The following is a 23,220-nucleotide window of genomic DNA, read 5'->3' as shown; positions in this document are numbered from 1 at the left end:
CATGTCCTCAGTTCGTCGAGCGATTGGCGAGCAGACGGTCCAGCCGGCCCTCCGCCTCCAGTTCGTGCAGATCGTCACAGCCGCCGACATGCGTATCGCCGATGAATATCTGCGGAAAGGTCGAGCGGCCGTTCGCGCGGGAAATCATTTCCCGGCGCAGTTCCGGCGAGAAGGAGGCGTCGTGCTCGGTGTAGGCGACACCCTTGCGCTCGAGCAGCCGCTTAGCCGCCGTGCAATAGCCGCACATCATCCGTGTATAGATCGTCACGTCGACCATCGGTCAGCAATCCTGCCTTTCTTCAACCTATATAGTCGCGGACTCGTCGGCCCGAAAGTCCCCCGGCAGCACGCGCGCAAAGGTCAGCACGTCGACCGCCCCGGCGCCACCCCTCTTTAGCGCCTTGGCGACCGCGCGGACAGTGGCGCCGGTGGTCCGGTGGTATAGACATCGTCGATCAAGAGAACCCGGCGACCTCGATCTCGGCCTCCTCGGGCACTCTGAACGCGGCACGCACATTGTCCTCGCGTTCCCGCCGCTCCAGCCCGACCTGCTGACGGGTGAGTTTGATGCGCCTGACCGCGGAGGGCGCGAAAGGCAGGTCGCCAAGCTGCGAAACCGCCCTTGCCAGCTCGGCAGACTGGTTGAACTGGCGCCTGAAAAAACGCCGCCAGTGCAGCGGCACCGGCACGACCACATCGGCTTCCGCGACCAGTTCGGCGCCGGCGCGCAGCATCCAGCGCGCCATCCACGGCGCCAGATCGGTGCGATCCTGGTATTTCAGCCCTTGCACCATCTGGCGGGCGACGCCGGAGTAGGCGACCGCGGCCCGCGCGCGCTAGAAGGGCGGCGGGTCGGCGATCGCCTCGCCCGACAGGAACCCCTCGCCCATGTGGTGGATGAACGGCGTGCCCATCACCGGGCACCATGGCCGTTCCAGAAGCCTGAGCTTCGGCCAGCAGGCGCCGCACAGCACGCCGGGCTGCGAGACATGCCGCCGGCAGCCGGCGCAAACCGGCGGAAACAGGAGGCGCGCCGGTCCAGCCCAATGCCGTTCGAGCGATACTCTTGATATCTGGCATTGGATCGGCCACGTGGTTGGTCCTCCGCCACCCTATATCAGAGAGCGGTAACCAGGAACCAGCCGTTGCAGCCTATAGTCGATACATCCCTCTGGCTCGCGCACAAGCGCCGGGCTCTTGCCTACCCGACCGCCGGCGCGGATTTCCTGATGCGGCGGACGGCCGAGGATCTTGCCGAGCGGCTGGGCACCGTCGAGCGCAAATTCGGCAGAGCGGCCGTGCTGTTTTGCCAGACGCCGGCGGCGACCGACGTGCTCGCGACAAGCGGCAAGGTGGCGGACGTCGTGCGCGTGGAGGCGGACGCCGCGTTCCTGGACGATGGAGCGGGGGGCGGTGCCTCGGGATTGGTGGCGCCGCTGGAAACCGTGCCGTTCGAACCGGAAAGCCTCGACCTCGTCGTGTCTCTTTTGTCCCTTCAGACAATGAACGACATTCCCGGCATGCTGGTGCAGATCCGCCGCGCGCTGAAGCCCGATGGTCTTTTCCTTGGCGCTTTTGCCGGCGCGGGTACGCTTTCCGAGTTGCGCGAAAGCCTGCTCGCCGCCGAGACCGAGCTTTATGGCGGCGCCAGCCCGCGCGTCATCCCGTTCACCGACGTGCGCGACGCCGGCGCGCTTTTGCAGCGGGCCGGCCTGGCCCTGCCGGTCGCCGATGTCGAGACGGTGGCGGTGCGCTACGAAACCCTGTTCGGCCTGATGGCGGACCTGCGGGCAATGGGCGAGACCAGCGCGCTCGTCGACCGCAGCAGGCGACCGGGCACACGCAGGCTGTTTGCCCGCGCCGCCGAAATCTACGCCGAGCGGTTTTCGGACGCCGACGGTCGCGTCAGGGCGAGTTTTCCGATCGTCTGGATGTCGGGCTGGGCGCCCGACGCCTCGCAGCAAAAGCCGTTGAAACCGGGCTCGGCTAAGATATCGCTGAAGACAATACTGGAAAATCCCGGGCGTTGACCGGATTCTTAAGGTTGGGGGGTGGTCGCGAAAGCGTCCACCAGCCTGCTGTTGGTGTCGCTGAACAGCCACTTGATGGCATCGAACGCCTGGCTGGCGCCGCCTATGATGGTAAGCGACAGCACGGCCACGATCAGCCCGTATTCGATGGCCGTCGCGCCGGTATCATCTTCCAGAAATCCTTGCAGCAATGTCTTCATGGCCGTCGATCCCGCTTGCCGCAACCCTAGCGCCGACCTGTTAAGAAAGGTTAATGGCACAGGCTTAACAGGCAATGAAACAACGGCTTCAAATCATGTCAGCAGTCGCCGCTGCGCTTGCCATTGTCGCGTATCACGCAGACCGAACTCGGCAGCGGCTGCAGCACGCTCCTGCGCAGCGTGTAGGTGTCGCGGCGGCCGATCGAGCCCGTGCTTATCGTATCGAGGTCGGCAAGGCCGGCACGGGCGGGCTGCGATCGCATCCGGCTGTCAAGAAAAGGCGTCGCGATCAAGGCCAGCGCCACCGCGGCCGACCCGAACAGCAGCGTGATCCGCAATATGCCCATACCGGCATTGGCGGCGCTATAACTGCGATCGGGTCGGATCGAATCCCAGTCCCTGTCGAGGCTCATGCAACCGCTCCCCGGCAAAGGCCTGACCATGGCCTTCCCTCGATTTCCATGCCGTTAATTTTTCACGGCAAGATAAATCTTCCATTAACGCTGTCTGGACCGGGCAGTGACGCCACAATCACAGAAGATCGATGAGGAACTGGATCAGCGGCGCGTCGGCCGGCGGCATCGGAAAATCGCGCATCTGGCGCGGCCGCACCCATTTCAACACCTGGCCCTCCTTCGGCTGCGCGATCCCGCGGAAGCGACGGCAGACGAACAGCGGCATCAGCAGGTGAAAATCATCGTAGGAGTGGCTGGCGAAGGTGAACGGCGCCAGGCAGGGAATATCGGTTTCGATGCCGATCTCCTCGTACAATTCCCGGATGAGGCATTCTTCCGGCGTCTCGCCGGGCTCGACCTTGCCGCCCGGAAACTCCCACAGGCCGGCGAGTTGCTTGCCTTCGGGCCGCTGCGCCAGAAGCACGCGGCCATCGGTATCGACCAACGCGCAGGCCGCGACCAGGAGCAGGCGCTTGCCGCCAGGGTTCGCGCCGGTCATGCGCCGGGCGGCCGGCGATAGTGGTAACGATAGACTTCGTCGAACCCGAGCGAGCGATAAAGCGCCAGCGCCGGTGCATTGTCGGCCTCGACCTGCAGCCAGGCTTCCCGGGCGCCGCGCAGTCGCGCCCATTTTAGCGCCGACAGGATGAGGTGGCGGCCATGGCCCTGGTTGCGTACCGATTTGTCGGTGGCGATCTCGAACAGCCCTGCGAGATCGCCATCATGGACGCAGATCAGCGTCGCCAACGGCTCGGTACCCTCTTCGAGCGCGAACAGCCCGGCTTCCGGCTGGATGGCGCCGATAATCTCCGACAGGCCCGGCCGCAGCGACACGTCCGAGCCGCTCACCTTGAGCGCCGCGCCGATAAAGCGGCTGATATCCTTCAGCGGAATCTGGTCCATGGCCGCATCGAGCTGCGCGTCCGCCAGCGGCAGCCGCATGACCAGCGATTCCGCGAAGCTGCTCCAGCCCTCGCTGTCGAGATGCTTCGAAAGCACGGAGCCCGACAGCGGCGATATGCGGAAGGTCAGCGGCCGGCCATAGGCATCGAAACGGCGGCTGGCGCGGCCGATGCGCTCGGCAATGTGCTGGATGTCGCCAGGATCGAGCGGGTTGACCGAATTCAGCCGCTTGGCCGGATGACCTGCCGTCAGCCGCACCACCCAGGTGCCGTCGTAATGGACGGCCGCCGCCGGCCAGGCGCGAAAACCGGCCGCCTCGTAGCGGCGCACGATGGCAAGCACGCTTGCCGGATGTCTGGAAACCAACGCCATCAGCTCCGATAATCACCGTTGATGGCGACATACTCCTTGGTGAGGTCGCAAGTCCACACCGTCGCCTTGCCGCGGCCGATGCCGATATCGGCACGGATGCGAATCTCGTCGCGCTTCATATAGGCCGACGTGGCCTCTTCGGAATAGCTTGCATCGCGCTCGCCCTCATGCGCCAGCCTGATATCGCCGAACCAGATCGACAGGAGGTCGCGGTCGGCCGGTTCGCCGGCCTTGCCGACGGCCATGACGACGCGGCCCCAATTGGCGTCCTCGCCGGCGACCGCCGTCTTGACCAGCGGCGAATTGGCGATCGACAGCGCGATGCGCTTGGCCGAGCGGGCCGATTTCGCGCCGGTGACGGTGACCTCGACCTGCTTGCGGGCGCCCTCGCCGTCGCGCACCACTTGCAGCGCCAGCGATTTCAGCACCTTGCCGAGCGCGCGGCGGAAGGCGCCGAGGCGCGCATCCCCGGCATCGGTGATGTCAGGCGCACCACGCCCGGCGGCCGTGCCGGTGGCGAAGATCAGCAGCGTGTCGCTGGTCGAGGTGTCGCTGTCGACGGTGACCGCGTTGAAGGTCTTGGCGGTGCCGCGCGACAAGAGATCCTGCAGTACGGTCGTCGCGATCGGCGCGTCGGTGGCGATGAAGGAGAGCATCGTCGCCATGTCGGGCGCGATCATCCCGGCACCCTTGGCGATGCCGTTGATGGTGACGTCGGCGTCGCCGAGCTTCACCGTCGCGGTCGCCAGTTTCGGATAGGTGTCCGTGGTCATGATCGCCTTGGCGGCCTCGGTCCACAGGTCCGGCCTGCCGTCCTTGACCAGTCCGGCCAGCAAATGGCTGAACCTGCCGGCGTCCAGCGGCTCGCCGATGACGCCCGTCGAGGCCAGAAACACCTCGTCCGGCGTGCAGCCCGCGGCCTTGGCCGCGGCTTCGCCGGTCATTGCCGTCGACGTCCGGCCCTTCTGGCCGGTAAAGGCATTGGCGTTGCCGGAGTTGACGACCAGCACGCGCGCCTTGCCCTGCCCGAGATTCTGCCGGCAGAAATCGACCGGGGCCGACGGGCATTTCGACTTGGTGAACACGCCAGCGACCGTGGTGCCGGCGTCGAAGACCATGGCCAGCAGGTCGGTGCGGTTCTTGTACTTTATCCCGGCCTCGGCGGTGGCGATGCGGACACCCTCGATAGCAGGCATTTTGGGATATTTCTTCGGCGCGAGCGGCGAAATCGTGGCTGACATGAAGACCTCGGGCGGGAAAACGCAAGGGGAACGCCCGTTTGCCCGATAGCGGGCGCCGGCGCAAGGGCGTTTTCCCGACGGTTGCGGGCGGCTACGGGAACCGCCAGCAGCGCGCATCCTTCACTGGGCCGGATGGAGGAACCTCCGGAACGTCCTCTGCACGACTGGAATGAGCCCCCAGATTATGACCGAGACCATCAACGGGGCGATGACCAGCGTGCGCTGCCAGATCTCCCACTGAATGCGGGGAAACTCGCCGGCAAAGGAAGAATGCAGATGGGTGAGGACGCGGATCGGGCCCGCAGATCAACTGGCGCGCGGCGCAACCCCGACAGCGCCGACGCCATTCTCGACGCCGCCGAGGCTGTTCTGGTAGAGACCAGCTATTCCGGCTTTTCGATCGAGGCGGTGGCGCGGCGGGCGCGTGCGGGAAAGCCGACGATCTATCGCTGGTGGCCGAGCAAGGCCGCTCCGCTCTTCGACGTCTATCAGCAGGGCAAGCGCGTCGACAATCCCGACACCGGGAACCTCGAGGATGATCTCGTCGGCTTCCTGAAGAACCTGTTCTCGCACTGGCGCGAGACATCGTCGGGCAGTGTCTTCAGATCGCTGATCGCCGAGGCGCAATCGGATGCGACCGTGGCCGCCGTCCTTGCCGAATACACGGAAGGACGCCATGCCCATACCGGCCGGATGATCGAACGCCAAGGCAAGAGGCGAAGTGGCGGCCGACGTCGATCCGATGCTCGTCGCCGACCTGATCGCCTCCTTCGCCTGGACGCATCTTTTGACCAATCGCCTCGATGTGGAGAAGCGATCGTACGCAATGCGGTCCGCTACGTGATAAAAGGCATCGCTTCACCGGCGCCGCCGACGATCCTGCGGCGTTCAAGGCGTCGACGCATTGTGGGATAGGGTGAGAAGCAGAACCGTCCGTTTGTCGAAGTTTGCGCGCCCCTTGGCTGCTCTCCAGCGTTGGTGGTTGGCAATAGCCGACGCAGCATCCAATCTCCCCCCTTGCGGGGGAGATGTCCGGCAGGACAGAGGGGGGTGGGAAGGATCACCAACTTTCGACTTAACCCATTCCCAACCGGAAACCGGCCTGTGCACTTGGCTGTGACGGTTTGACAGGTCGGAGGGACAGCACCCCCCTCTGCCCTGCCGGGCATCTCCCCCGCAAGGGCAGGGCTATCGCATATGGCTCAGAGCGTTGATGAGGTAGTCGTCGTTCCATGCGCATTTCTTGATACGGTGACTGATGGGAACTTTCTGCAGATCGGCGCTCTGCAGGATGTTTTTTGCGATCCTGTTGAGGATAGCGGTGTTGGCGGGAGCATTGTCTTTTCGGGCACGGCTAAGGTCTTCATCGAAGTGAACATCGAGCATCCAGTGGAGGCCGTTTTCGATCTGCCAGTGGGACCTTGTGATATCGAGCGCCTGTTCGGGCGTGAGGAGGCTGGAGCCCATGAACAGACGGCTTTTCGGCTTGTCTTGGCCGCGGCGCGTGGTGATGCGGAGATAGGTGGTATGACCCGGCATGAGAGGTTTTTCGGCGGGAATGACTTCGGCTTGGCGCCACTCTTCACGGCCATGGCTGAACTCGGCCTTTTGTGCGCTTTGCGGGATAGAGCGGACGAACTGCTCTACGGCCTGGCGTCGCCAATAACGGCGGTTGCCCTTCAAAGCCAGCACGTAATTGGCACCGCGATCGATGATAGCCTTGGCCATGCGACGGTGGCAGTGGAGGGCATCAGCGGTAACGATTTTGTCCGTCAAATCAATCAGTTCGACAACTTTCAGCGCCGCCTCGACCTCGTTCTCGCCAAGCCCCGGCGACGAAGCTGCCAGACACAACCGGGTCGTGGTGGCGAAGGCCGAGACCGTCAGTGGCGGGCTGGCAGCCTGCCCTTTCTCGTAGGCGCGCCGCAGGGCTTTACCATCGAGTGCCACGACTTCACCATCGGTCTCGGCAACGGCCTGAGCGAAACCGGCGGCAAAGACGGCGAAAGCGCGTTCGAACGCCTGCCGGTCCATCAGCCGCAGCAACCGCGAGAAGGTGTCGTGGCTAGGCGCACTATCATAGTCGATCAGCCGCGAAAGCACCGCCTTGCGGTTCTCGGCAAACAAGGCAAACTCGGTCGCCGTCGTCGCTCCACACAGGCTCGCAGCCACCATCATCACCATGATGTCGCCAAGCCGATGCGAGGCATTACCAGCCCGCGGGTCAGGCAGCGCCTCAAAACAACTATCCAGACAGGAAATGGCAGTCGCTCCTTTGCTAAACTGCCATTCTCAAGAATCCTTCCCCGCCTTCAACGCAACAGAAAAATCCCATATGCGATTCCCCTGCCCGCAAGGGGGGGAGATCAGCAGCTTCGCCGACGGCAGGCCTACTTCGCGTTCTCCATCGCGTCGACCGTCTTCTTCAGCTTCTCGTCCGGGATCTCGACCTTGGCGTCGGCGCGCAGCGTCTTGACCAGCGCGATGTACTTGTCGCGGATGACCGCCTGACGGGCCTGATCCCTGACCTGCTCGAAGGCCGGCGGCTGCTTGGCGCGCTTGTCCTCGACCTGGATGACGTGCCAGCCGAACTGCGACTGCACCGGCTGCTCGGTGTATTTGCCGACCGCCAGCGTGAAGACCGCCTTGTCGAATTCCGGCACCATCTGGCCGGGTCCGAACCAGCCGAGATCGCCGCCGCTGGTCTTGCCGCTCGGATCGCTGGTGTGCTCGTTGGCTAGCTTCTGGAAATCGCCGCCGCCGTCGAGCTGCTTGATGATCGCGTCGGCCTCTTCCTTCGTCTTCACGAGGATGTGACGGGCATGCACCTCGTTGGTCGGCGGCGTGTTGGCGATTTCCTGGTCGTAGCGGGCGCGCACCTCGGCATCCGTGACCTTGTCGACGACATCCTTCTCGACCATTTCACCATGCAGGGCGCGCTGCTGCAGGAACGCCATGCGGCGCTGGAAGTCGGGATCCTTGTCGAGGCCGGTGGTGACCGCCTGGGCTGCCATGACCTTGATTTCGATCGCCGCCGAAAGCGCCGCGGCACGTCGCTGTTCGGGCGGCATCTGCGCGAACTGCTGCGACAGCTCGCCTTCGGCAAGCGCAAGGTCCGCCTCGGTCAGCTTCTGCCCGTTGATCGTGGCGACCACGGCGTTCGGATCGACCGGCGCGGCCGGCTGGGCCGGCTGGGCGGGCGCCGCCGGTTGGGCGGGGGCGGTGTCCTGCGCCATCAGTGGCGACAGCGACAGAGCCGACAACCCGAATGCCAGGCCGAAGCTGGCGAGCGACGCGCGGCGGAACAATAAGGACATACGATTAACTCCAATGGGAACAAGCTAGAGCGGGATGACTTCCAGACCAGCCGGATTGTGGCGGAATTTGGCGCGGTCGACAGGGCGAGCGCGGCGTTGACATCGATTGAGCCCCCTCTTATCTGTCCAACGACTTTGCGTCCAGAACCGTTTTCCGGGCGCTATTTGCGTTTGTCCGCGTTTCACGTGGATTTGATGGGGCCAACCGGCGGCCGTCGCAACGGAATGCTATCGAAAGGACCATTGAATGGTCAGTCTTGGCGGTCTCGCCCGTAAGGTTTTCGGCTCCTCCAACGATCGTCGGGTCAAGTCGACCCGGCCGCGCGTCGAGGCGATCAACGCCATGGAAAACGAGATGCGGGCCCTCTCCGACGCCGAGCTGGCGGCCCGCACGGAAAAATTCCGTCAGGACGCCGCCAACGGCGCCAGCCTCGACGATCTGCTGGTGCCGGCCTTCGCCACCGTGCGCGAGGCGGCGCGCCGCGTGCTCGGCATGCGTCCGTTCGACGTGCAGCTGATCGGCGGCATGGTGCTGCACAATGGCGGCATCGCCGAGATGCGCACCGGCGAGGGCAAGACGCTGGTCGCCACGCTGCCCGTCTATCTCAACGCGCTCGCCGGCAAAGGCGTCCATGTCGTCACCGTCAACGACTATCTTGCCACGCGCGACTCCGAGTGGATGGGCCGCGTCTACAAATTCCTCGGCCTCACCGTCGGCGTCATCGTCCACGGCCTGTCCGACGAGGAACGCCGCGTCGCCTACGCCGCCGACGTCACCTACGCCACCAACAACGAGCTCGGCTTCGACTATCTGCGCGACAACATGAAATACGAGCGCAACCAGATGGTGCAGCGCGGCCACAGCTACGCGATCGTCGACGAGGTCGATTCGATCCTGGTCGACGAGGCGCGCACGCCGCTGATCATTTCCGGCCCGCTCGAGGACCGTTCGGAAATGTACAACACCATCGATGCCTTCATGCTGAAGCTCGAGCCGGCCGACTACGAGATCGACGAGAAGCAGAAGACCTCGATCTTCACCGAGGAAGGCACCGAGAAGCTGGAAAACCTTCTGCGCGACGCCGGCCTGCTCAAGGGCGAGTCGCTCTACGACGTCGAGAACGTCGCCATCGTCCACCACGTCAACAATGCGCTGAAGGCGCACCAGCTGTTTCAGAAGGATAAGGACTATATCGTGCGCAACGGCGAGATCGTCATCATTGACGAATTCACCGGCCGCATGATGCCGGGCCGCCGCTATTCGGAAGGCCTGCACCAGGCGCTCGAGGCCAAGGAGCATGTGACGATCCAGCCGGAGAACCAGACGCTCGCCTCCGTCACCTTCCAGAACTATTTCCGCCTCTACAAGAAGCTCGCCGGCATGACCGGCACGGCGCTGACCGAGGCCGAGGAATTCGGCAACATCTATGGCCTCGAGGTCACCGAGATCCCGACCAATCTGCCGGTGGTGCGTGTCGACGAGGACGACGAGGTCTACCGAACCGTCGAGGAGAAATACAAGGCGATCGTCAAGGAGATCAAGGAAGCCCGCGCCAAGGGCCAGCCGACGCTGGTCGGCACGACCTCCATCGAAAAATCCGAGCAACTGGCCGAACGCCTGCGCAAGGAAGGTTTTAGGGACTTCGAGGTGCTGAACGCCCGCCACCATGAGCGCGAGGCGGCGATCGTCGCCCAGGCGGGAAAACCCGGCGCCATCACCATCGCCACCAACATGGCCGGCCGCGGCACCGACATCCAACTCGGCGGCAATGCCGACATGCGCATCGCCGAGGAGCTTGGCGACATGCCGGCCGGTCCCGAGCGCGAAGCGAAGGAAAAGGCAATCCGCGACGATGTCGCCCGGCTGAAGGAAAAGGCGCTGGCCGCCGGCGGCCTCTACGTGCTGGCAACCGAACGCCACGAGTCGCGCCGCATCGACAACCAGTTGCGCGGCCGCTCAGGCCGCCAAGGCGACCCCGGGCGCTCGAAATTCTTCCTGTCACTGCAGGACGATTTGATGCGCATCTTCGGCTCCGAGCGCATGGACGGCATGCTGCAGAAGCTCGGCCTCAAGGAAGACGAGGCGATCATCCATCCATGGATCAACAAGGCGCTGGAAAAGGCGCAGAAGAAGGTCGAGGCGCGCAATTTCGACATCCGCAAGAACCTCTTGAAATATGACGACGTCTCGAACGACCAGCGCAAGGTGGTGTTCGAGCAGCGCATCGAATTGATGGACGGCGAAGGGCTTTCGGAAACCGTTGCCGAGATGCGCGAGGGCGTCATCGAGGAGATCGTCGCCAAGGCCATTCCCGAAAACGCCTATGCCGAGCAGTGGAACGTCGCCGGCCTCAAGGCCGAGGTCGCCGAATTCCTCAATCTCGACCTGCCCATCGAGGACTGGGCCAAGGAAGAGGGCATCGCCGAGGACGACATCCGCGAGCGCATCACCGAGGCTGCCGACGCTGCCGCCAAGGACCGCGCCGAGCGTTTCGGCACCGACGTGATGACCTATGTCGAGCGCTCCGTGGTGCTGCAGACGCTCGACCATCTGTGGCGCGAGCACATCGTCAACCTGGACCATCTGCGCTCGGTCGTCGGCTTCCGCGGCTACGCCCAGCGCGACCCGCTGCAGGAATACAAGGGCGAGGCGTTCGAGCTGTTCCAGGCGATGCTGGGCAATCTGCGCCAGGCCGTCACCGCGCAGCTGATGCGCGTCGAGCTGGTCCGCCAGGCCGCCGAAGCCCCGCCGCCCGAAGCGCCCGACATGTTCGGCAGCCATCTCGACGGCACCACCGGCGAGGACGATTTCAACGGCGGCGAGACCGGACTTCTGGTCCGCCAGGAAACCAACGCCATCGTCGCCCCCGAAAACCGCGACCCGAAAAACCCCGCCACCTGGGGCAAGATCGGCCGCAACGAGGCCTGCCCGTGCGGGTCAGGCAAGAAATACAAGCACTGCCACGGGGCGTTTGCGTAAATCTCGACGATCAACCTGAATTTTCGACTATTGATCAGTCGGCGGCAAAGCGCCCCCCTGCCCTGCCGGATATCTCCTGATCGAACGGACATTTCCCGACGGGCTCCACGTGCCCATGAACGACGCTGGCGCCGACGCACTCGGCGGCGTCATTATGCGCAATGCCGAAAAGGGTGTGACCTGGGTCCAGTCCTTCGTCTCACCGGACAAGAAGCGCAGCTTCTGCATCTATGACGCACCTTCCCCGGAAGCGATCCGCAGCACGGCTCAAAAGAATTCGTTACCGGTCGACAAGATCACGGAGGTGCGTATCCTTGACCCCTACTTTTATCGATGATCCCCCGGAGCGATGCGTCTCGCCTTGCCCTTCGCGACAATGGCGGCAGACCGGGTGACCCTTGTTCGATCGTGAAGCGACACCCATATGGCAGCCGCCGCAAGGAAGCACCACCTTTCCGTCTCCCGTCGCTATGCGGTGAGACGGAAAGCCCACCCAACCGTTTCTTAATCTGTCTTCGCTACACGCAGACCCAGAAAAGAGGCGGAAAACGGAGAGTATTTGGTGCGCTTTTCCGCGGCGACGACAGCCGGCCGGTTCCTGCCGCAGCGCCTTGCGCTGCGCGTAAAACCGCTGCTTGGCCGCATCGATGCCGTGCTGTTCACCGCCGACGAGCGCGGCGAGGCCGGCCGCATGTCGCTGATTGCTTTTTCCATCCGCATCGTCAGCGCCGTCATCGCCTTCGTCAGCCAGGTGCTGATGGCGCGCTGGATGGGCTCGTTCGAATACGGCATCTTCGTCCTGGTCTGGGTGACGATGGTCATCGTCGGCAACCTCGCCTGCCTCGGCTTCCATACTTCGGTCATCCGCTTCATTCCCGAATATCGCGAGCGCAACATGCTTGCCGAACTGCGCGGCATCGTGCTGGCCAGCCGCCTGTTCGTGCTGGTTGCCTCGACCGCGATCGCCGGGCTGGGCGCGCTCGGCGTCTGGTTGCTCTCGCCCTTCATCGAAAACTACTATGTCGTGCCGTTCATCCTCGGCGTCATCTGCATGCCGATGATCGCCATGTCCGACCTGCTGCAGGGGATGTCGCGGGCGAACTCATGGGCGCTGTTTGCGCTGGCGCCGACCTATCTGGTGCGGCCGGTGCTTATCCTGGCGTTGATGGCGCTGATGCTTCTGGTCAGCTTTGCGCCCGACGCCAGGACCGCGATCTTCGCCTCGATCGCCGCGACCTATGCCACCACGATCGGCCAGCTCATCGGCGTCACGGCGCGCCTGGACAGGCATATCCCGGCCGGGCCGAAGACAGTGCATTTCGCGCGGTGGTTCTTTGTGTCGCTGCCGATCTTCCTGGTCGAAGGCTTCTTCTTCCTGCTCACCAATGCCGACGTGCTGATGGTCGGCGCCTATATGGAGCCCAACGACGTCGCCATCTATTTCGCCACGGTCAAGACGCTGGCGCTGGTGCATTTCGTCTATTTCGCGGTCAAGGCAGGCGTCGCCCAGCGCTACGCGCAATTCACCCATGGCGAGCCGGAAAAGCTCGCCGCCTTCGCCCGTGAAACGGTGTCGTGGACCTTCTGGCCGTCGCTGGCCATGGCGCTGCTGGTGCTGGTGCTGGGCCAGCCGATGCTGGCCCTGTTCGGCGCCGAATTCGTCGCCGGCTATCCGCTGTTGTTCCTGCTGGTCTTCGGCGTCGTGGCGCGGGCCGCCGTCGGCCCTTGCGAAAGCCTGCTCACCATGAGCGGCAACCAGAACATCTGCGCCGCCGTCTACGCCATGACGCTGGCCTTCAACATCGGCCTGAACGTGGTGCTGATCCCGCTTTTCGGCCTGTGGGGCGCGGCGATGGCCACCGCCTTCGCCATGATCTTCGAGGCCGGCGCGCTGTCCTTCACGGTCTGGCGCAAGCTCGGCATCGCCATGGCCATTTTCGTGCCCCTGAAAGGAGCCGCGTAGTGGCCGCCGTCCCGTTGCTCGAGGAAACCAGCGGCGGCCCGGCCGGCGCCATGGTGTCCGGCCTCGCCGGGTTCGCCCGCGACGCCGATCCCGCCCATATCGAGCTGCTGGCCAACGACCGGCCCGAGCGCAAGCTGGCGATCTACCCGGCCTCGGCCGGCTTCGACCTGGTCGAGGAACTGGACTATCTCTGCACCCGCACGATCGAGCCGAACGTCTTCTTCAACCCGCGCTTCCTGGCGCCCGCCATGCCGAGGCTGGAAGACCGCGAGGTGCGGCTGGCGGTCATCCGCGACGGCGACGAATACCGCAACCGGCTGCGCCTGCTGGTGCCGTTCTCGGTGGAAAGGCCGCCGCTCGGCGCGCGGGTCATGCGCACATGGTCGAGCCCGTTCGGCCCGATCGGCACGCCGCTGGTCGACCGTGACGATCCCGTCGGCGTGCTCGAGGATTTCTTCTCGATGCTGTCGCGGCCGCATCTCAAGCTGCCGAAGGTCTTTGTCCTGCCCGACATCCGGCTCGACGGCCCGGTGGCGAGCCTCTTGGCCACCGTCGCCGAGACGCGTGGCCTGACGCTGGTCGCCACCGGCAAGGCCGAACGCCCGGTGCTCGAAAGCGAGCTCGACGGCGAGGACTACCTGAAGGCCTCGCTGCGCTCGCACCACTATCGTGAATTCCGCCGCCTGAAGCGCCGCCTCGCCGATCTCGGCCGGCTGGAGCACCTCGTGGCGCGCGGACCGGACGAGATCCGCCACGCCATCGAACGTTTCCTGACGCTCGAGGCCGCCGGCTGGAAAGGCCGCGAGCGCACCGCCATGGCCGTCGACCGCTACCGCGCTGCCTTTGCCCGCGAAGCCGTGCACCGGCTGGCCGAACAGGATCTGTGCCGCATCCATTCGCTGACGCTCGACGGCCGCACCATTGCTTGCCTGATCGTCTTCGTCGAGGCCGGCGTCGCCTACACCTGGAAGACGGCCTATGACGAGACGCTCGCCGCCTATTCGCCGGGCACGCTCCTGATGATCGAAGTGACCAGGCAGCATCTCGACGATCCCAACATCATGATGACCGATTCCTGCGCCGTACCCGACCATCCGGTGATGAGCCGGCTATGGATGGAGCGCAGGCCGATCGGCACACTGGTCATCGGGCTTTCGCCGGACGCCGACCGCCTCGCCCGCCAGGCGGCGTCGCAGCTTCACCTCTATCGCGAAACCCGCAACATGGCGCGCATCCTGGGCAACCGGATGAAGACCCTGCTGGGACGGCGGTAACGCACGTTTGCGGAAAATGGTGGCCGGCTGACCACCACAAATGCGGGAACTGGCTGAGCGCGCGTTAACGCGCCCGCTGTCGCGGCGCGTCGTGCGCCGATACGCCTTAACTTTCGATATATCCGGGCTCGAATCCGGCAAGCTTCGCCAGGCCCGGTTGATCGACCACGCGAACATGGCCCTGGCGGAATTCGAGTAACTTGCGCTCGCGCAGGTTCCGCAGCACCCGATTGACATGAAGCGGAGTGATGCCGAGGGCGTCCGCGAGATCGTACTGGGTGAGAGGGCACTCATAGCTGTCGCGGGTGACAGCGCCGACTCGCTCCAGACGAGCCCTCAGTTCGAGGAACAGATGCGACGTCCGCGCCAAGGCGCTGCGTCGTCCGACATTGGTGAGATGTTGAGCGACAAGCGCTCCTCGATGCACAAGGGTCTCGATAATAAGCGAGAAGAGATGGGGCGACTTCATGGCGGCAAGGGTGAAGGTCTTGGTCGAAGCCACCAGCACCGAAAGTTCGGTTTGGGCCACAAACGTTTCGAGAGCGTTGCCCGAATATGCCTGAGGCAGGACGGTATCGCCTCTCAGGGCAAAATCCAATATTTGGCGCTGCCCGCCCGCGAGTTCATGAGAAATGCAACCCCATCCCGACTCGACTATGAATATGCGATCGTTGTCGTCGCCCTGGCTGACGATGACCGTCTCCGCCGGATAGCTCTTCGGCGTGAACCCCAGCGTCTTGATAAGCGCCGCATCGTCGTCGTTAAGTCCGACATACGATGGACGATTTTCATTTCCGCGCAAAAAAAGATGTGACGTATACGCCATCTGCCAGCACGCCCCTTCCTCGATCGGATAGAACGTACATCAAAATTGATGCAATGAGTATCCGTTCAATGGCCACTATCGGACGATATCGCAACGGCACTGTTCGCTGACTGTACAGGCTCCACTGGCGTGCCGAAGCCACGATTTGAAATCGCTATGGGATGGCACCGGTCAGCTTTTGTTCCTCCTGAAGTTTTCCCGCATGGAATCGACTATTTCGCTGGCAATGAGACAACTCCGGTTGTCTGTTTGCTCGGCGGCATTCCGTAACGTCATGGATGCGTCCTTGAGCAATCCCCTGATCTCTGCTGCCGACAGCAGTTCGGATGCTTCGAGTTCCAGCAGTACGGATTCACTCACGTGCAGCGCGGCAAGCGCAACCGCTTTCGGCCTGGTGGCAAGCAGCTTCAGGAGGTCGCTACTGGGCTTGGTACGCGATTTTTTTTTTGCCATAGTTACGTCTCGACCGTCCTGACAAAAGGTTCATAGGCTCAAATTACAACGCCTCGACGATTTAACCGCAGTTCCAAGATTGGAAGAGGTCGATCATATTTTATGGGGCATACTATCCCTGTTTGCAGCCTCGACACAGGAGGCAAGGGATACCGAATTCGCCGTAGCTACCCACCTCCCTACCCACCTTGACATCACCGTGGTCACAGGCGGCTCTCCCGTCAGGCGACTCGGCCGCAGTCAGCGCAATTGTGAGGAAAATGGTGCCCCTAGCCGGGATCGAACCAGCACTCCTTGCGGAACTCGATTTTGAGTCGAGCGCGTCTACCAATTCCGCCATAGGGGCTCAGGCCGGGCGGCCTGGATGGGCGCGGACTATACGGTTGGAGGGCTGTTCGTCAACTGGCCAATTCCCGACATCCGACCTTCGCTCGACCCCAGCCTTCGATTTCGTGCCCACCCCTTCGATTTCGTGAAGCTACGGCCATTGTGCGGCGCGGAAAATCTTTCTAGACAAGCTGCGCATTGAAGCGCGTCGCGGCTGGAGACATTCATGTAGCGCGCTTTTGGTCTTTGTTCGTGCATGTCGTGATCCAAAACCGGCATTTTTGGGCGACATACATTAGGGGTGTCGATGCTTCGCGGACTTTACGACTGGACCTTGTCGCTGGCGGCAAGGAAATCCGCCGAATGGTGGCTGGCGATCATCGCTTTCGTCGAAAGCTCGGTGTTCCTGGTGCCGGCCGACGTGCTCTATCTGCCGATGGCGCTGTCGCGGCCGGATCGCGCCTATCGTTACGCGCTGATCGCCACCCTCGCTTCGGTGCTGGGCGGCATCGCCGGCTGGTACATCGGCCACTATGCCTATGACGCGGTAGCCAGGCCGATCCTCGAATTCTATGGCAAGTATGACGACTTCGAGGCGCTGCGCGTCTCGTCGGGCATCGGCTTCATCATCCTGATGCTGGTCACCTCCGGCCTCGCCCATCTGCCGCCGATCAAGGTGGTGACGATCCTGTCCGGCGTCATCGGCGTCAATCTCCTGTTGTTCATCGTGCTGGCGATCGTGGCGCGCGGCGCCCGCTTCCTGTTCCTGGCCTGGCTGCTGCGCCGCTATGGCGAACCGATCCGCGAATTCATCGAAAAGCGCCTTGGCCTGATCGCGGGAACCGCCGCAGCCGCCCTGATTTTGCTCTATATAACAGCCAAATACGCCCTCTAGAGCTGGTCCCGAACCGAAGGTCCGGTTTTCGAAAGTCATGCTCAAGGTCGAACGGAACGGACGGTAGATCGATGACTGCGACCGTAAATGCCGACACTGGACGCCAGCGCACGCAAACGGCCTTGTTTCTGGCCGTCGCGATGGCCGCGACCGTCGGCTCGGCATTGGCCTTCCAGCACCTTGGCGGCTACATCCCCTGCAAGCTCTGCTTCGAGCAACGCACACCCTACTATATCGGCGTGCCGCTGATGCTGCTGGCCGCGCTGTCGTCGGCGCTGCGCTGGCCGGCCTGGCTAACACGCGGCCTGCTGGCCGTCGGCGGCCTGCTGATGGTGTACGGCCTCTATCTCGGCGTCTATCACTCCGGCGTCGAATGGGCGTGGTGGGCGGGACCGACCGATTGCGCCGCGGCGGCAGGACCGGTGGACACCGGCGGCAAGGGCGTGCTCGATGCGCTCGACAAATTCGTGCCGCCCTCCTGCGACAAGGCGGCGCTGCGCATCCTCGGCCTGTCGCTGGCCGGCTGGAACGCCATCGCCAGCTTTGTCCTGGCGGTCATCGCGTTCCGCGGCGCCTTTTCCCGCGATTGATCGGCACAGCGCGAGATCATCCCAGAATTCGGCAGGCTGAGTCGTAGGGAGTGATTGTCGAGAATCGAAGCGCAGCGGACATTGGGTCCGTGAGCACCGGCCTACGCCGGCCGTACCATTGACTACCACACCACGACCGCTCATGAGTGCTTCGGCCGGCGAAGGCCGGAAGCGCAGAAAGCTGCGTCAGGCGACCGGCATGGCGGATTTCTGCCGAACTCTATGGTTCCAGTTCGACATCCCAGTACAGATAATCCATCCAGCTCTCATGCAGGTGGTTGGGCGGGAACAGGCGGCCATTGTTGTGCAGGTCATGCACCGTCGGCTGGAAGGGCTTCTGCAGCGGCCACATCTTGGCGTGCGCCGGCATCATGCCGCCCTTTCTCAGATTGCAGGGCGAGCAGGCGGCGACGACATTCTCCCATGTCGTGGCGCCGCCGCGATGGCGGGGAATGACGTGGTCGAAGGTCAGATCCTCCGGCGTGCCGCAATACTGGCACTGGAAACGGTCGCGCAGGAAGACGTTGAAACGGGTGAAGACCGGATGCCGCGACGGTTTCACATAGGCCTTCAGGCTGACGACGCTCGGCAGCTTCATCGAGAAGGTCGGCGACGACACGGCGTGCTCGTATTCGGCGACGATGTTAACCCGCTCGAGGAACACCGCCTTGATGGCGTCCTGCCACGACCAGAGCGACAGGGGGTAATAGCTGAGCGGACGGTAGTCCGCGTTCAGCACCAGCGCTGGAAGCCCATCCGGAGACACGGCAACCGTCACGTCATTGACCTCCTTGGTTCTCGAAGCGATCGGCGCGGATACTGTAAGCCCGACATGACAGGGATGTGAAGCGGCTTGTCGGCCACACGACGCGCCAAAAGCGCCTGATTTCAATGCTTTTTTGCGAATTCAGGCTGGAGGCGCGGCGTCCCTGCCCTTCAATTCGCGATAATACGCCCAGAAAAGCCGCGATGCGACACCTCGCCATGGGCTCCATGATTCGGCGAGCTGGATCAGTATTTTCTCGGGCGGACGCGGATCGATGCCGAGCGCATGGCCGACCGCCGTTTGTAGCGCGATATCACGCGCGGGGAAGACATCGGGGTGGCCGGCGGCGAACAAAAGATAGACTTCCGCCGTCCACGGGCCGATGCCCGCCACCTTGGTCATGGCCGTGATCGCCTCGGCGGCGTCGAGAAGGCAGAGATGATCGAGGTCGAGGCCGTCGACCACCGCCTGGGCCACGGCGATCAGTCCGCGCTGCTTCGGCCGCGACAGTCCGGCCTCGCGAAAGATGGCTTCGTCGGCGGCAAGGATGGCTTGCGGCGTCAGCGGATCGACGAGTTTTGTCAGCCGCCCGAAGATGGCGTCGGCGCTGGCGCGGGAAACCTGCTGCGAGACGACGATCGAGGCGAGGCTTCCGAACCCCGGCTCCGACAGCCTGAGCGGCACCTCGCCGGCCATGCCGCGCACCTTTGCGAGGCGCGGGTCGAGCAGGCAAAGCGCGTCGAGCCCTTGCGAGATGTCGTCGAGCGTGGCGATGCGTTGCATGTCTGCTTGTTCCCTAAACCGCGCAAAATCAAGTTCCACAACGCCCTTTGTGCGTGCCGATGGACGCGCGGCGCTGCAGGTGCAAAGTAGCAATTGACGAAAGTTCCGCACAACCCGATTGCCGCCGAAGGATGACACTCCTGACATTCCGCTTCGCGCCAAGCCCGAATGGCGAACTGCATCTCGGCCATGCCTATTCGGCGCTGCTCAATCAGAAATTGGCGAAGGCAACGGGCGGACGCCTGTTGCTGCGCATCGAGGACATCGACACGACGCGCTGCACGCCGGAATTCGAAGCCGGCATCTTTCGCGACCTGAAATGGCTCGGGCTTGGCTGGGAAGAACCGGTGCGCCGTCAGTCCGAGCATTTCGCGGACTATCAGGCGGCGCTCGACCGGCTGATCAGGGAAGAGCTCGTCTACCCGGCCTTCATGAGCCGTGGCCAGATCCGCGCCTTCATTGCCGACGGCGAACAACGCGGGCGCGACTGGCCGCGCGACCCCGACGGCGTGCCGCTCTATCCCGCCGCCGACAAGGCGTTGCCGACCAGGGAACGCAATCGACGGATCGCCGAGAATGCGCCGTTCGCCTGGCGGCTGGACGTCGATGCCGCAATGGCGCGCATCGGCACGGAGCTGTCATGGGTGGAATTTTCGGATGAGAGGCTTTCCGCGACACACACCGTAGAAGCCCGCCCGCAGGACTGGGGCGACGTGATCGTCGCGCGCCGCGATATCCCGACTAGCTATCACCTCGTCGTCGTCGTCGACGACGCGCTGCAAGACATCAGCCACGTGGTGCGCGGCCAGGACCTCTATTCCGCCACCGGCGTGCAGCGCCTGCTTCAGGCGGTGCTTGGCCTGCCGCAGCCAAGCTACTTCCACCATCGTCTCATCCTCGGCCCCGACGGACGAAAACTGTCGAAGAGCCTTGGGGATACCGGCCTTGCCGCCTTGCGCGAGGCCGGCGCATTACCCGACGATATCAGGCGGTTGATCGGGTTCTAGATCACCTTTCGGCCTTGAAACCTCCCTGATCCAGCGCGCCTCTTCAATTCGGATGAGCCCATGGATCAACCGTTTCGTTTTGCTTGCCAAGTTGAACCCCATTACAGCAGGCGCGACAGTCGACCTTCACCGGATTCACGAGCAGCCTCCAGAAAATGCACAGCGTCAAGCGGTTCATCCCCGCCTCCTTTGTCGTCCTGTGGGCGACCGGCTTCATTGGCGCGCGCTATGCCATGCCATGGGCCGAGCCTTTCACCTTCCTGGCCGTGCGCTTCGTTATGGCGGCCGTCCTGTTGGCCGTCTTGATGATGGCGCTTGGCTCCAAGCGGGCGACGCGCACGGAGGCCCTCCACGCGACCGGCGCCGGCATCCTCATGCATGGCGTCTATCTCGGCGGCGTGTTCTGGGCCATCCACGGGGGCATGCCAGCCGGGCTTTCTGCCTTGATCGTCGGCCTGCAGCCGCTGATCACGGCGGTGATGGCCGGCAGGTTTCTCGGCGAGGCCATCCTGCCGCGCCATTGGGCCGGCCTCACTGTCGGACTCGCCGGCGTGGTCATCGTACTTTGGCCGAAGCTCGGAGCGATTGGCGGCGGCGTAACTGTCGAGACGCTGGCCGCCTCGCTTGTCTCGGTGCTTGGCATGAGCGCCGGCACGATTTGGCAGAAGCGCTTTGCCTCCGGCGGCGATCTCGTGGCGGCCACCATGTGGCAATATGTCGGCGGCGCGTCGCTGATGGTCCTGGCCTCGCTCGCTTTCGAGACGCGAACGGTCGTCGTCAACGGCGAGCTGATCTTTGCCATGGCATGGCTGGTGCTGGTGCTGTCGATCGGCGCCATCTTCCTCTTGATGGTGATGATCCGTGACGGCGAGATGTCGAAGGTCGCGTCGCTGTTCTATCTGGTCCCCGCCGTCACCGCGGTCATCGCCTGGCTATTGTTCGGCGAACAGTTGAATCTGGTCCAGATCGTCGGCATGGCGATCGCCACGCTCGGCGTCGGGCTCGCAACCGCTCGGCCGGCCAAGGCATGATCCCTAAAAGCGGAATCAGCCAACCCGGGCGCGAGCCTCCAGATAGCGGCTGATCGCGGCGTTGAGCTCACCGCCGAGGATGAAGATCGCCGAGACGATGTAGAGGAAGACGACCGCAACCATGATCGAGGCAAGGCCGGCATAGGTCGTCACATAGGACGAGAAACGGTCGAGATAGGCGGCGAAGATGGTCGACCCGATGAGCCAGGCAATCAGCGTAAAAATGATGCCCGGTATGATCGAGACGAAGCGGCGGTGGCCCGCCGGCAGCCAGAAATGCACCGCGAACAGCCCACCGACGATGACGACTGAGGCGATGATGTACCGCCACAGCGTGATCGTGCCCATGTAGGGTTCTATCCATTCGAAATTGGCTACGGCTAGCCGGCCCAGCAATGGCGCGAAGACCAAAAGTACGCTGATCACCAGGAAACCTGCGGTGGCGATCAGCACGAAGGCGATGCTCTGCACCCGGCGATAGATGATGCCGCGCGTTTCGGAGACGCGGTAGGCGCGGTTGAGCGAGGTGCGCAGCGCCTCTATCCCGTTGGAGGCGAAGAAAGCGGCGAGCAGCACGCCATAGGTCAACAGGTCGGTGCGCTGAACGGTGAGCACGTTGAGCACTTCGCGCGCGATCGGCTTGGCGATCTGCTCGGGCCAGGTGTCGAAGACAAGGTGCACGGCGGTGTCGGCGAAAGCCCGTGCGCCAAGGAAGCTGGCCAGTGTCGTGGCAAATATCAGAAAGGGGAAAAGCGCCATCAGCGCTGTGATCGCCAGATGACTGGCCATCGCCCAGCCATCGTCCGCGTTGAAATGGCCGAGCGCATCATAGAGCACGCGTTTGACGGCTACGATCGTCCGCAACAAGAGCCGCGTTCCCTTCGATTGTCTCGACGCCGCGAATATGGGAAGGGATTGCGGTAAATGACAAGCCTAAGTCAAACCGCTTCTGCTCCGGCGAAGGAATTGCGCACCATCATCGTCACGGGTGCCTCTTCCGGGATAGGCGCCTATTGCGCCCGGGCGCTGAAGGCGGAAGGCTGGCGGGTCTTCGCAACGGCGCGCCAGCCCGCCGATATCGCTGCCCTCGAAGCCGATGGCATCGAGGCCTTCTATCTGGATTATCGCGAGGCCGGATCCATCGAGACGCTGGTGGCGTCGGTGCTGGAACGGACGGGCGGACGGCTCGATGCCCTGTTCAACAACGGCGCCTACGCACAGCCCGGCGCTGTCGAGGATCTGCCGGTCGCGGCACTCAGGGAGCAGTTCGAGGCGAACGTCTTCGGCTGGCATGACCTCACCCGCCGTATCGTGCCGGTGATGCGCCGTCAGGGCCATGGCCGCCTCGTCCATTGCTCCTCGATCCTCGGCCTGGCACCGCTGCGCTTTCGCGGTGCCTATTCGGCGTCGAAGCACGCGATCGAAGGGCTGATGCTGTGCATGCATCAGGAGCTCGAAGGCAGCGGCATCCATGTCTCGCTGATCGAGCCGGGGCCGGTGAGGTCGAAGATCGCCAGCAACGGCCTTGCATGGTTCCTTAGGAATATCGACCATGAGAATTCCGTCCATCACCTCGCCTACGAGGCGCAGCTGGAACGGCTGCGGGCCGGCGGCAGCACATCACGGCTGAAGCCCGGGCCGGAGGTGGTTCATGCGGCCTTGCGTCATGCGCTTCTGTCGCGGCGCCCGCGCCCGCACTATGTGGTAACGGTGCCGGCCAGGATCGGCGTGATCCTCAAACGCATCCTGCCGGCATCGATGCTCTACCGCCTGCTCGCCAAACGCGCCTGAACGCAACGCACTGGAA

23 protein-coding genes, 1 tRNA gene and 2 pseudogenes are annotated in these 23,220 nt (G+C 63.6%); 11 read left to right on the top strand and 15 right to left on the bottom strand.

Features of this window, described 5'->3' with window-relative positions:
* Positions 1-7: 7 nt before the first annotated feature.
* Both grxC and AC0NID_RS10040 read right to left on the bottom strand, forming a co-directional pair.
* Complete coding sequence (gene grxC, locus AC0NID_RS10045) at positions 8-277, bottom strand: glutaredoxin 3 (protein WP_473455506.1); 270 nt, start codon at positions 275-277, stop codon at positions 8-10.
* Between the two features lie 27 nt (positions 278-304).
* Positions 305-1,092: pseudogene (locus AC0NID_RS10040) on the bottom strand (ComF family protein).
* Between the two features lie 53 nt (positions 1,093-1,145).
* Here AC0NID_RS10040 and AC0NID_RS10035 point away from each other — a divergent pair.
* The gene (locus tag AC0NID_RS10035; RefSeq protein ID WP_473455508.1) at positions 1,146-2,030 is read left to right on the top strand and encodes a methyltransferase domain-containing protein; all 885 of its coding nucleotides are present in this window, start codon (positions 1,146-1,148) and stop codon (positions 2,028-2,030) included.
* Positions 2,031-2,038: 8 nt separating this feature from the next.
* On the opposite strand, the gene AC0NID_RS10030 is transcribed toward AC0NID_RS10035, so the two are convergent.
* The 5 genes from AC0NID_RS10030 to argJ all read right to left on the bottom strand — a co-directional run bounded on the left by AC0NID_RS10030 (position 2,039) and on the right by argJ (position 5,201).
* Entirely contained in the window at positions 2,039-2,230 is a 192-nt protein-coding gene (locus AC0NID_RS10030) for a Flp family type IVb pilin (protein WP_473455510.1), read from the bottom strand.
* Positions 2,231-2,328: 98 nt separating this feature from the next.
* Positions 2,329-2,643 carry a hypothetical protein gene (locus AC0NID_RS10025; RefSeq protein ID WP_473455511.1) on the bottom strand — a complete coding sequence of 105 codons (315 nt, stop codon included), beginning with the start codon at positions 2,641-2,643 and terminating at the stop codon, positions 2,329-2,331.
* Positions 2,644-2,761: 118 nt separating this feature from the next.
* On the bottom strand, positions 2,762-3,184 hold the full coding sequence (locus tag AC0NID_RS10020; protein ID WP_473455512.1) for a (deoxy)nucleoside triphosphate pyrophosphohydrolase: 423 nt from the start codon (positions 3,182-3,184) through the stop codon (positions 2,762-2,764).
* Complete coding sequence (locus tag AC0NID_RS10015) at positions 3,181-3,960, bottom strand: GNAT family N-acetyltransferase (protein WP_473455514.1); 780 nt, start codon at positions 3,958-3,960, stop codon at positions 3,181-3,183. The genes AC0NID_RS10020 and AC0NID_RS10015 overlap by 4 nt, the downstream gene beginning before the upstream one ends.
* Complete coding sequence (gene argJ / locus AC0NID_RS10010) at positions 3,960-5,201, bottom strand: bifunctional glutamate N-acetyltransferase/amino-acid acetyltransferase ArgJ (RefSeq protein WP_473455515.1); 1,242 nt, start codon at positions 5,199-5,201, stop codon at positions 3,960-3,962. The genes AC0NID_RS10015 and argJ overlap by 1 nt, the downstream gene beginning before the upstream one ends.
* 276 nt (positions 5,202-5,477) lie before the next feature.
* Here argJ and AC0NID_RS10005 point away from each other — a divergent pair.
* Positions 5,478-6,116, top strand: a pseudogene (locus AC0NID_RS10005) (TetR/AcrR family transcriptional regulator).
* A 273-nt stretch (positions 6,117-6,389) separates the two neighbouring features.
* On the opposite strand, the gene AC0NID_RS10000 reads toward AC0NID_RS10005, so the two are convergent.
* Together AC0NID_RS10000 and AC0NID_RS09995 are read right to left on the bottom strand one after the other, a co-directional pair.
* Positions 6,390-7,385 carry an ISAs1 family transposase gene (locus tag AC0NID_RS10000; protein WP_474033414.1) on the bottom strand — a complete coding sequence of 332 codons (996 nt, stop codon included), beginning with the start codon at positions 7,383-7,385 and terminating at the stop codon, positions 6,390-6,392.
* 206 nt (positions 7,386-7,591) lie between these two features.
* Positions 7,592-8,518, bottom strand: coding sequence for a peptidylprolyl isomerase (locus tag AC0NID_RS09995; RefSeq protein WP_473457604.1), 927 nt, complete (start codon positions 8,516-8,518; stop codon positions 7,592-7,594).
* A 247-nt stretch (positions 8,519-8,765) separates the two neighbouring features.
* On the opposite strand from AC0NID_RS09995, the gene secA reads away from it, so the two are divergent.
* From secA to AC0NID_RS09975, 4 genes are all read left to right on the top strand, one after another.
* On the top strand, positions 8,766-11,498 hold the full coding sequence (gene secA, locus AC0NID_RS09990) for a preprotein translocase subunit SecA (RefSeq protein ID WP_473457606.1): 2,733 nt from the start codon (positions 8,766-8,768) through the stop codon (positions 11,496-11,498).
* Between the two features lie 115 nt (positions 11,499-11,613).
* Entirely contained in the window at positions 11,614-11,835 is a 222-nt protein-coding gene (locus tag AC0NID_RS09985; protein WP_474033431.1) for a DUF4242 domain-containing protein, read from the top strand.
* Positions 11,836-12,060: 225 nt separating this feature from the next.
* The gene (locus AC0NID_RS09980) at positions 12,061-13,461 is read left to right on the top strand and encodes a lipopolysaccharide biosynthesis protein (protein ID WP_473457608.1); all 1,401 of its coding nucleotides are present in this window, start codon (positions 12,061-12,063) and stop codon (positions 13,459-13,461) included.
* Positions 13,461-14,735 carry a GNAT family N-acetyltransferase gene (locus AC0NID_RS09975; RefSeq protein WP_473457609.1) on the top strand — a complete coding sequence of 425 codons (1,275 nt, stop codon included), beginning with the start codon at positions 13,461-13,463 and terminating at the stop codon, positions 14,733-14,735. Before AC0NID_RS09980 ends, AC0NID_RS09975 begins: the two co-directional genes overlap by 1 nt.
* Positions 14,736-14,841: 106 nt before the next feature.
* Here the strand turns inward: AC0NID_RS09975 and AC0NID_RS09970 are convergent, their stop codons facing one another.
* The 3 genes from AC0NID_RS09970 to AC0NID_RS09960 all read right to left on the bottom strand — a co-directional run bounded on the left by AC0NID_RS09970 (position 14,842) and on the right by AC0NID_RS09960 (position 16,360).
* Entirely contained in the window at positions 14,842-15,561 is a 720-nt protein-coding gene (locus AC0NID_RS09970; protein WP_473457610.1) for a Crp/Fnr family transcriptional regulator, read from the bottom strand.
* A gap of 171 nt (positions 15,562-15,732) precedes the next feature.
* Positions 15,733-16,014: a hypothetical protein gene (locus tag AC0NID_RS09965; RefSeq protein ID WP_473457611.1), complete on the bottom strand. Its 282-nt coding sequence runs from the start codon at positions 16,012-16,014 to the stop codon at positions 15,733-15,735.
* Positions 16,015-16,275: 261 nt separating this feature from the next.
* Positions 16,276-16,360, bottom strand: a tRNA-Leu gene (locus AC0NID_RS09960).
* Positions 16,361-16,648: 288 nt separating this feature from the next.
* Here AC0NID_RS09960 and AC0NID_RS09955 point away from each other — a divergent pair.
* Both AC0NID_RS09955 and AC0NID_RS09950 read left to right on the top strand, forming a co-directional pair.
* Complete coding sequence (locus tag AC0NID_RS09955) at positions 16,649-17,236, top strand: YqaA family protein (RefSeq protein WP_473457612.1); 588 nt, start codon at positions 16,649-16,651, stop codon at positions 17,234-17,236.
* Between the two features lie 71 nt (positions 17,237-17,307).
* Positions 17,308-17,826: a disulfide bond formation protein B gene (locus tag AC0NID_RS09950; protein WP_473457613.1), complete on the top strand. Its 519-nt coding sequence runs from the start codon at positions 17,308-17,310 to the stop codon at positions 17,824-17,826.
* A gap of 220 nt (positions 17,827-18,046) precedes the next feature.
* Here the strand turns inward: AC0NID_RS09950 and AC0NID_RS09945 are convergent, their stop codons facing one another.
* Positions 18,047-18,604, bottom strand: a complete 558-nt coding sequence (locus tag AC0NID_RS09945; protein WP_473457615.1) for an HNH endonuclease — start codon at positions 18,602-18,604, stop codon at positions 18,047-18,049.
* Between the two features lie 129 nt (positions 18,605-18,733).
* Complete coding sequence (locus tag AC0NID_RS09940; protein WP_473457617.1) at positions 18,734-19,375, bottom strand: DNA-3-methyladenine glycosylase family protein; 642 nt, start codon at positions 19,373-19,375, stop codon at positions 18,734-18,736.
* 131 nt (positions 19,376-19,506) lie between these two features.
* On the opposite strand from AC0NID_RS09940, the gene gluQRS reads away from it, so the two are divergent.
* Both gluQRS and AC0NID_RS09930 read left to right on the top strand, forming a co-directional pair.
* Positions 19,507-20,382 carry a tRNA glutamyl-Q(34) synthetase GluQRS gene (gene gluQRS, locus AC0NID_RS09935; protein ID WP_473457619.1) on the top strand — a complete coding sequence of 292 codons (876 nt, stop codon included), beginning with the start codon at positions 19,507-19,509 and terminating at the stop codon, positions 20,380-20,382.
* Between the two features lie 155 nt (positions 20,383-20,537).
* Positions 20,538-21,413: a DMT family transporter gene (locus AC0NID_RS09930; RefSeq protein WP_473457620.1), complete on the top strand. Its 876-nt coding sequence runs from the start codon at positions 20,538-20,540 to the stop codon at positions 21,411-21,413.
* A 15-nt stretch (positions 21,414-21,428) separates the two neighbouring features.
* Here AC0NID_RS09930 and AC0NID_RS09925 read toward each other — a convergent pair whose 3' ends face one another.
* Positions 21,429-22,280 (bottom strand): YihY/virulence factor BrkB family protein, encoded by an 852-nt coding sequence (locus AC0NID_RS09925; protein WP_473457622.1) that lies wholly within the window; start codon positions 22,278-22,280, stop codon positions 21,429-21,431.
* A 57-nt stretch (positions 22,281-22,337) separates the two neighbouring features.
* On the opposite strand from AC0NID_RS09925, the gene AC0NID_RS09920 reads away from it, so the two are divergent.
* Positions 22,338-23,204 carry an SDR family oxidoreductase gene (locus AC0NID_RS09920; RefSeq protein ID WP_473457623.1) on the top strand — a complete coding sequence of 289 codons (867 nt, stop codon included), beginning with the start codon at positions 22,338-22,340 and terminating at the stop codon, positions 23,202-23,204.
* Positions 23,205-23,220: the final 16 nt, after the last annotated feature.

Source organism: Mesorhizobium sp. WSM4821, assembly GCF_055901555.1.
Note: the sequence above shows the minus strand (reverse complement) of the source record. Positions and strands in the feature narration are given on the sequence as shown.

Bases quoted from the DNA above. Each gene is read 5' to 3' on its own strand.
- AC0NID_RS09970 (WP_473457610.1), bottom strand. From the start codon at position 15,561: ATGGCGTATACGTCACATCTTTTTTTGCGCGGAAATGAAAATCGTCCA.
- AC0NID_RS09920 (WP_473457623.1), top strand. From the start codon at position 22,338: ATGACAAGCCTAAGTCAAACCGCTTCTGCTCCGGCGAAGGAATTGCGC.
- AC0NID_RS10025 (WP_473455511.1), bottom strand. From the start codon at position 2,643: ATGAGCCTCGACAGGGACTGGGATTCGATCCGACCCGATCGCAGTTAT.
- AC0NID_RS09930 (WP_473457620.1), top strand. From the start codon at position 20,538: ATGCACAGCGTCAAGCGGTTCATCCCCGCCTCCTTTGTCGTCCTGTGG.
- AC0NID_RS09955 (WP_473457612.1), top strand. From the start codon at position 16,649: ATGCTTCGCGGACTTTACGACTGGACCTTGTCGCTGGCGGCAAGGAAA.
- AC0NID_RS09940 (WP_473457617.1), bottom strand. From the start codon at position 19,375: ATGCAACGCATCGCCACGCTCGACGACATCTCGCAAGGGCTCGACGCG.
- AC0NID_RS09950 (WP_473457613.1), top strand. From the start codon at position 17,308: ATGACTGCGACCGTAAATGCCGACACTGGACGCCAGCGCACGCAAACG.
- grxC (WP_473455506.1), bottom strand. From the start codon at position 277: ATGGTCGACGTGACGATCTATACACGGATGATGTGCGGCTATTGCACG.
- secA (WP_473457606.1), top strand. From the start codon at position 8,766: ATGGTCAGTCTTGGCGGTCTCGCCCGTAAGGTTTTCGGCTCCTCCAAC.
- AC0NID_RS10030 (WP_473455510.1), bottom strand. From the start codon at position 2,230: ATGAAGACATTGCTGCAAGGATTTCTGGAAGATGATACCGGCGCGACG.
- AC0NID_RS09985 (WP_474033431.1), top strand. From the start codon at position 11,614: ATGAACGACGCTGGCGCCGACGCACTCGGCGGCGTCATTATGCGCAAT.
- gluQRS (WP_473457619.1), top strand. From the start codon at position 19,507: ATGACACTCCTGACATTCCGCTTCGCGCCAAGCCCGAATGGCGAACTG.
- AC0NID_RS10000 (WP_474033414.1), bottom strand. From the start codon at position 7,385: ATGGTGATGATGGTGGCTGCGAGCCTGTGTGGAGCGACGACGGCGACC.
- AC0NID_RS09995 (WP_473457604.1), bottom strand. From the start codon at position 8,518: ATGTCCTTATTGTTCCGCCGCGCGTCGCTCGCCAGCTTCGGCCTGGCA.
- argJ (WP_473455515.1), bottom strand. From the start codon at position 5,201: ATGTCAGCCACGATTTCGCCGCTCGCGCCGAAGAAATATCCCAAAATG.
- AC0NID_RS10020 (WP_473455512.1), bottom strand. From the start codon at position 3,184: ATGACCGGCGCGAACCCTGGCGGCAAGCGCCTGCTCCTGGTCGCGGCC.
- AC0NID_RS09965 (WP_473457611.1), bottom strand. From the start codon at position 16,014: ATGGCAAAAAAAAAATCGCGTACCAAGCCCAGTAGCGACCTCCTGAAG.
- AC0NID_RS10015 (WP_473455514.1), bottom strand. From the start codon at position 3,960: ATGGCGTTGGTTTCCAGACATCCGGCAAGCGTGCTTGCCATCGTGCGC.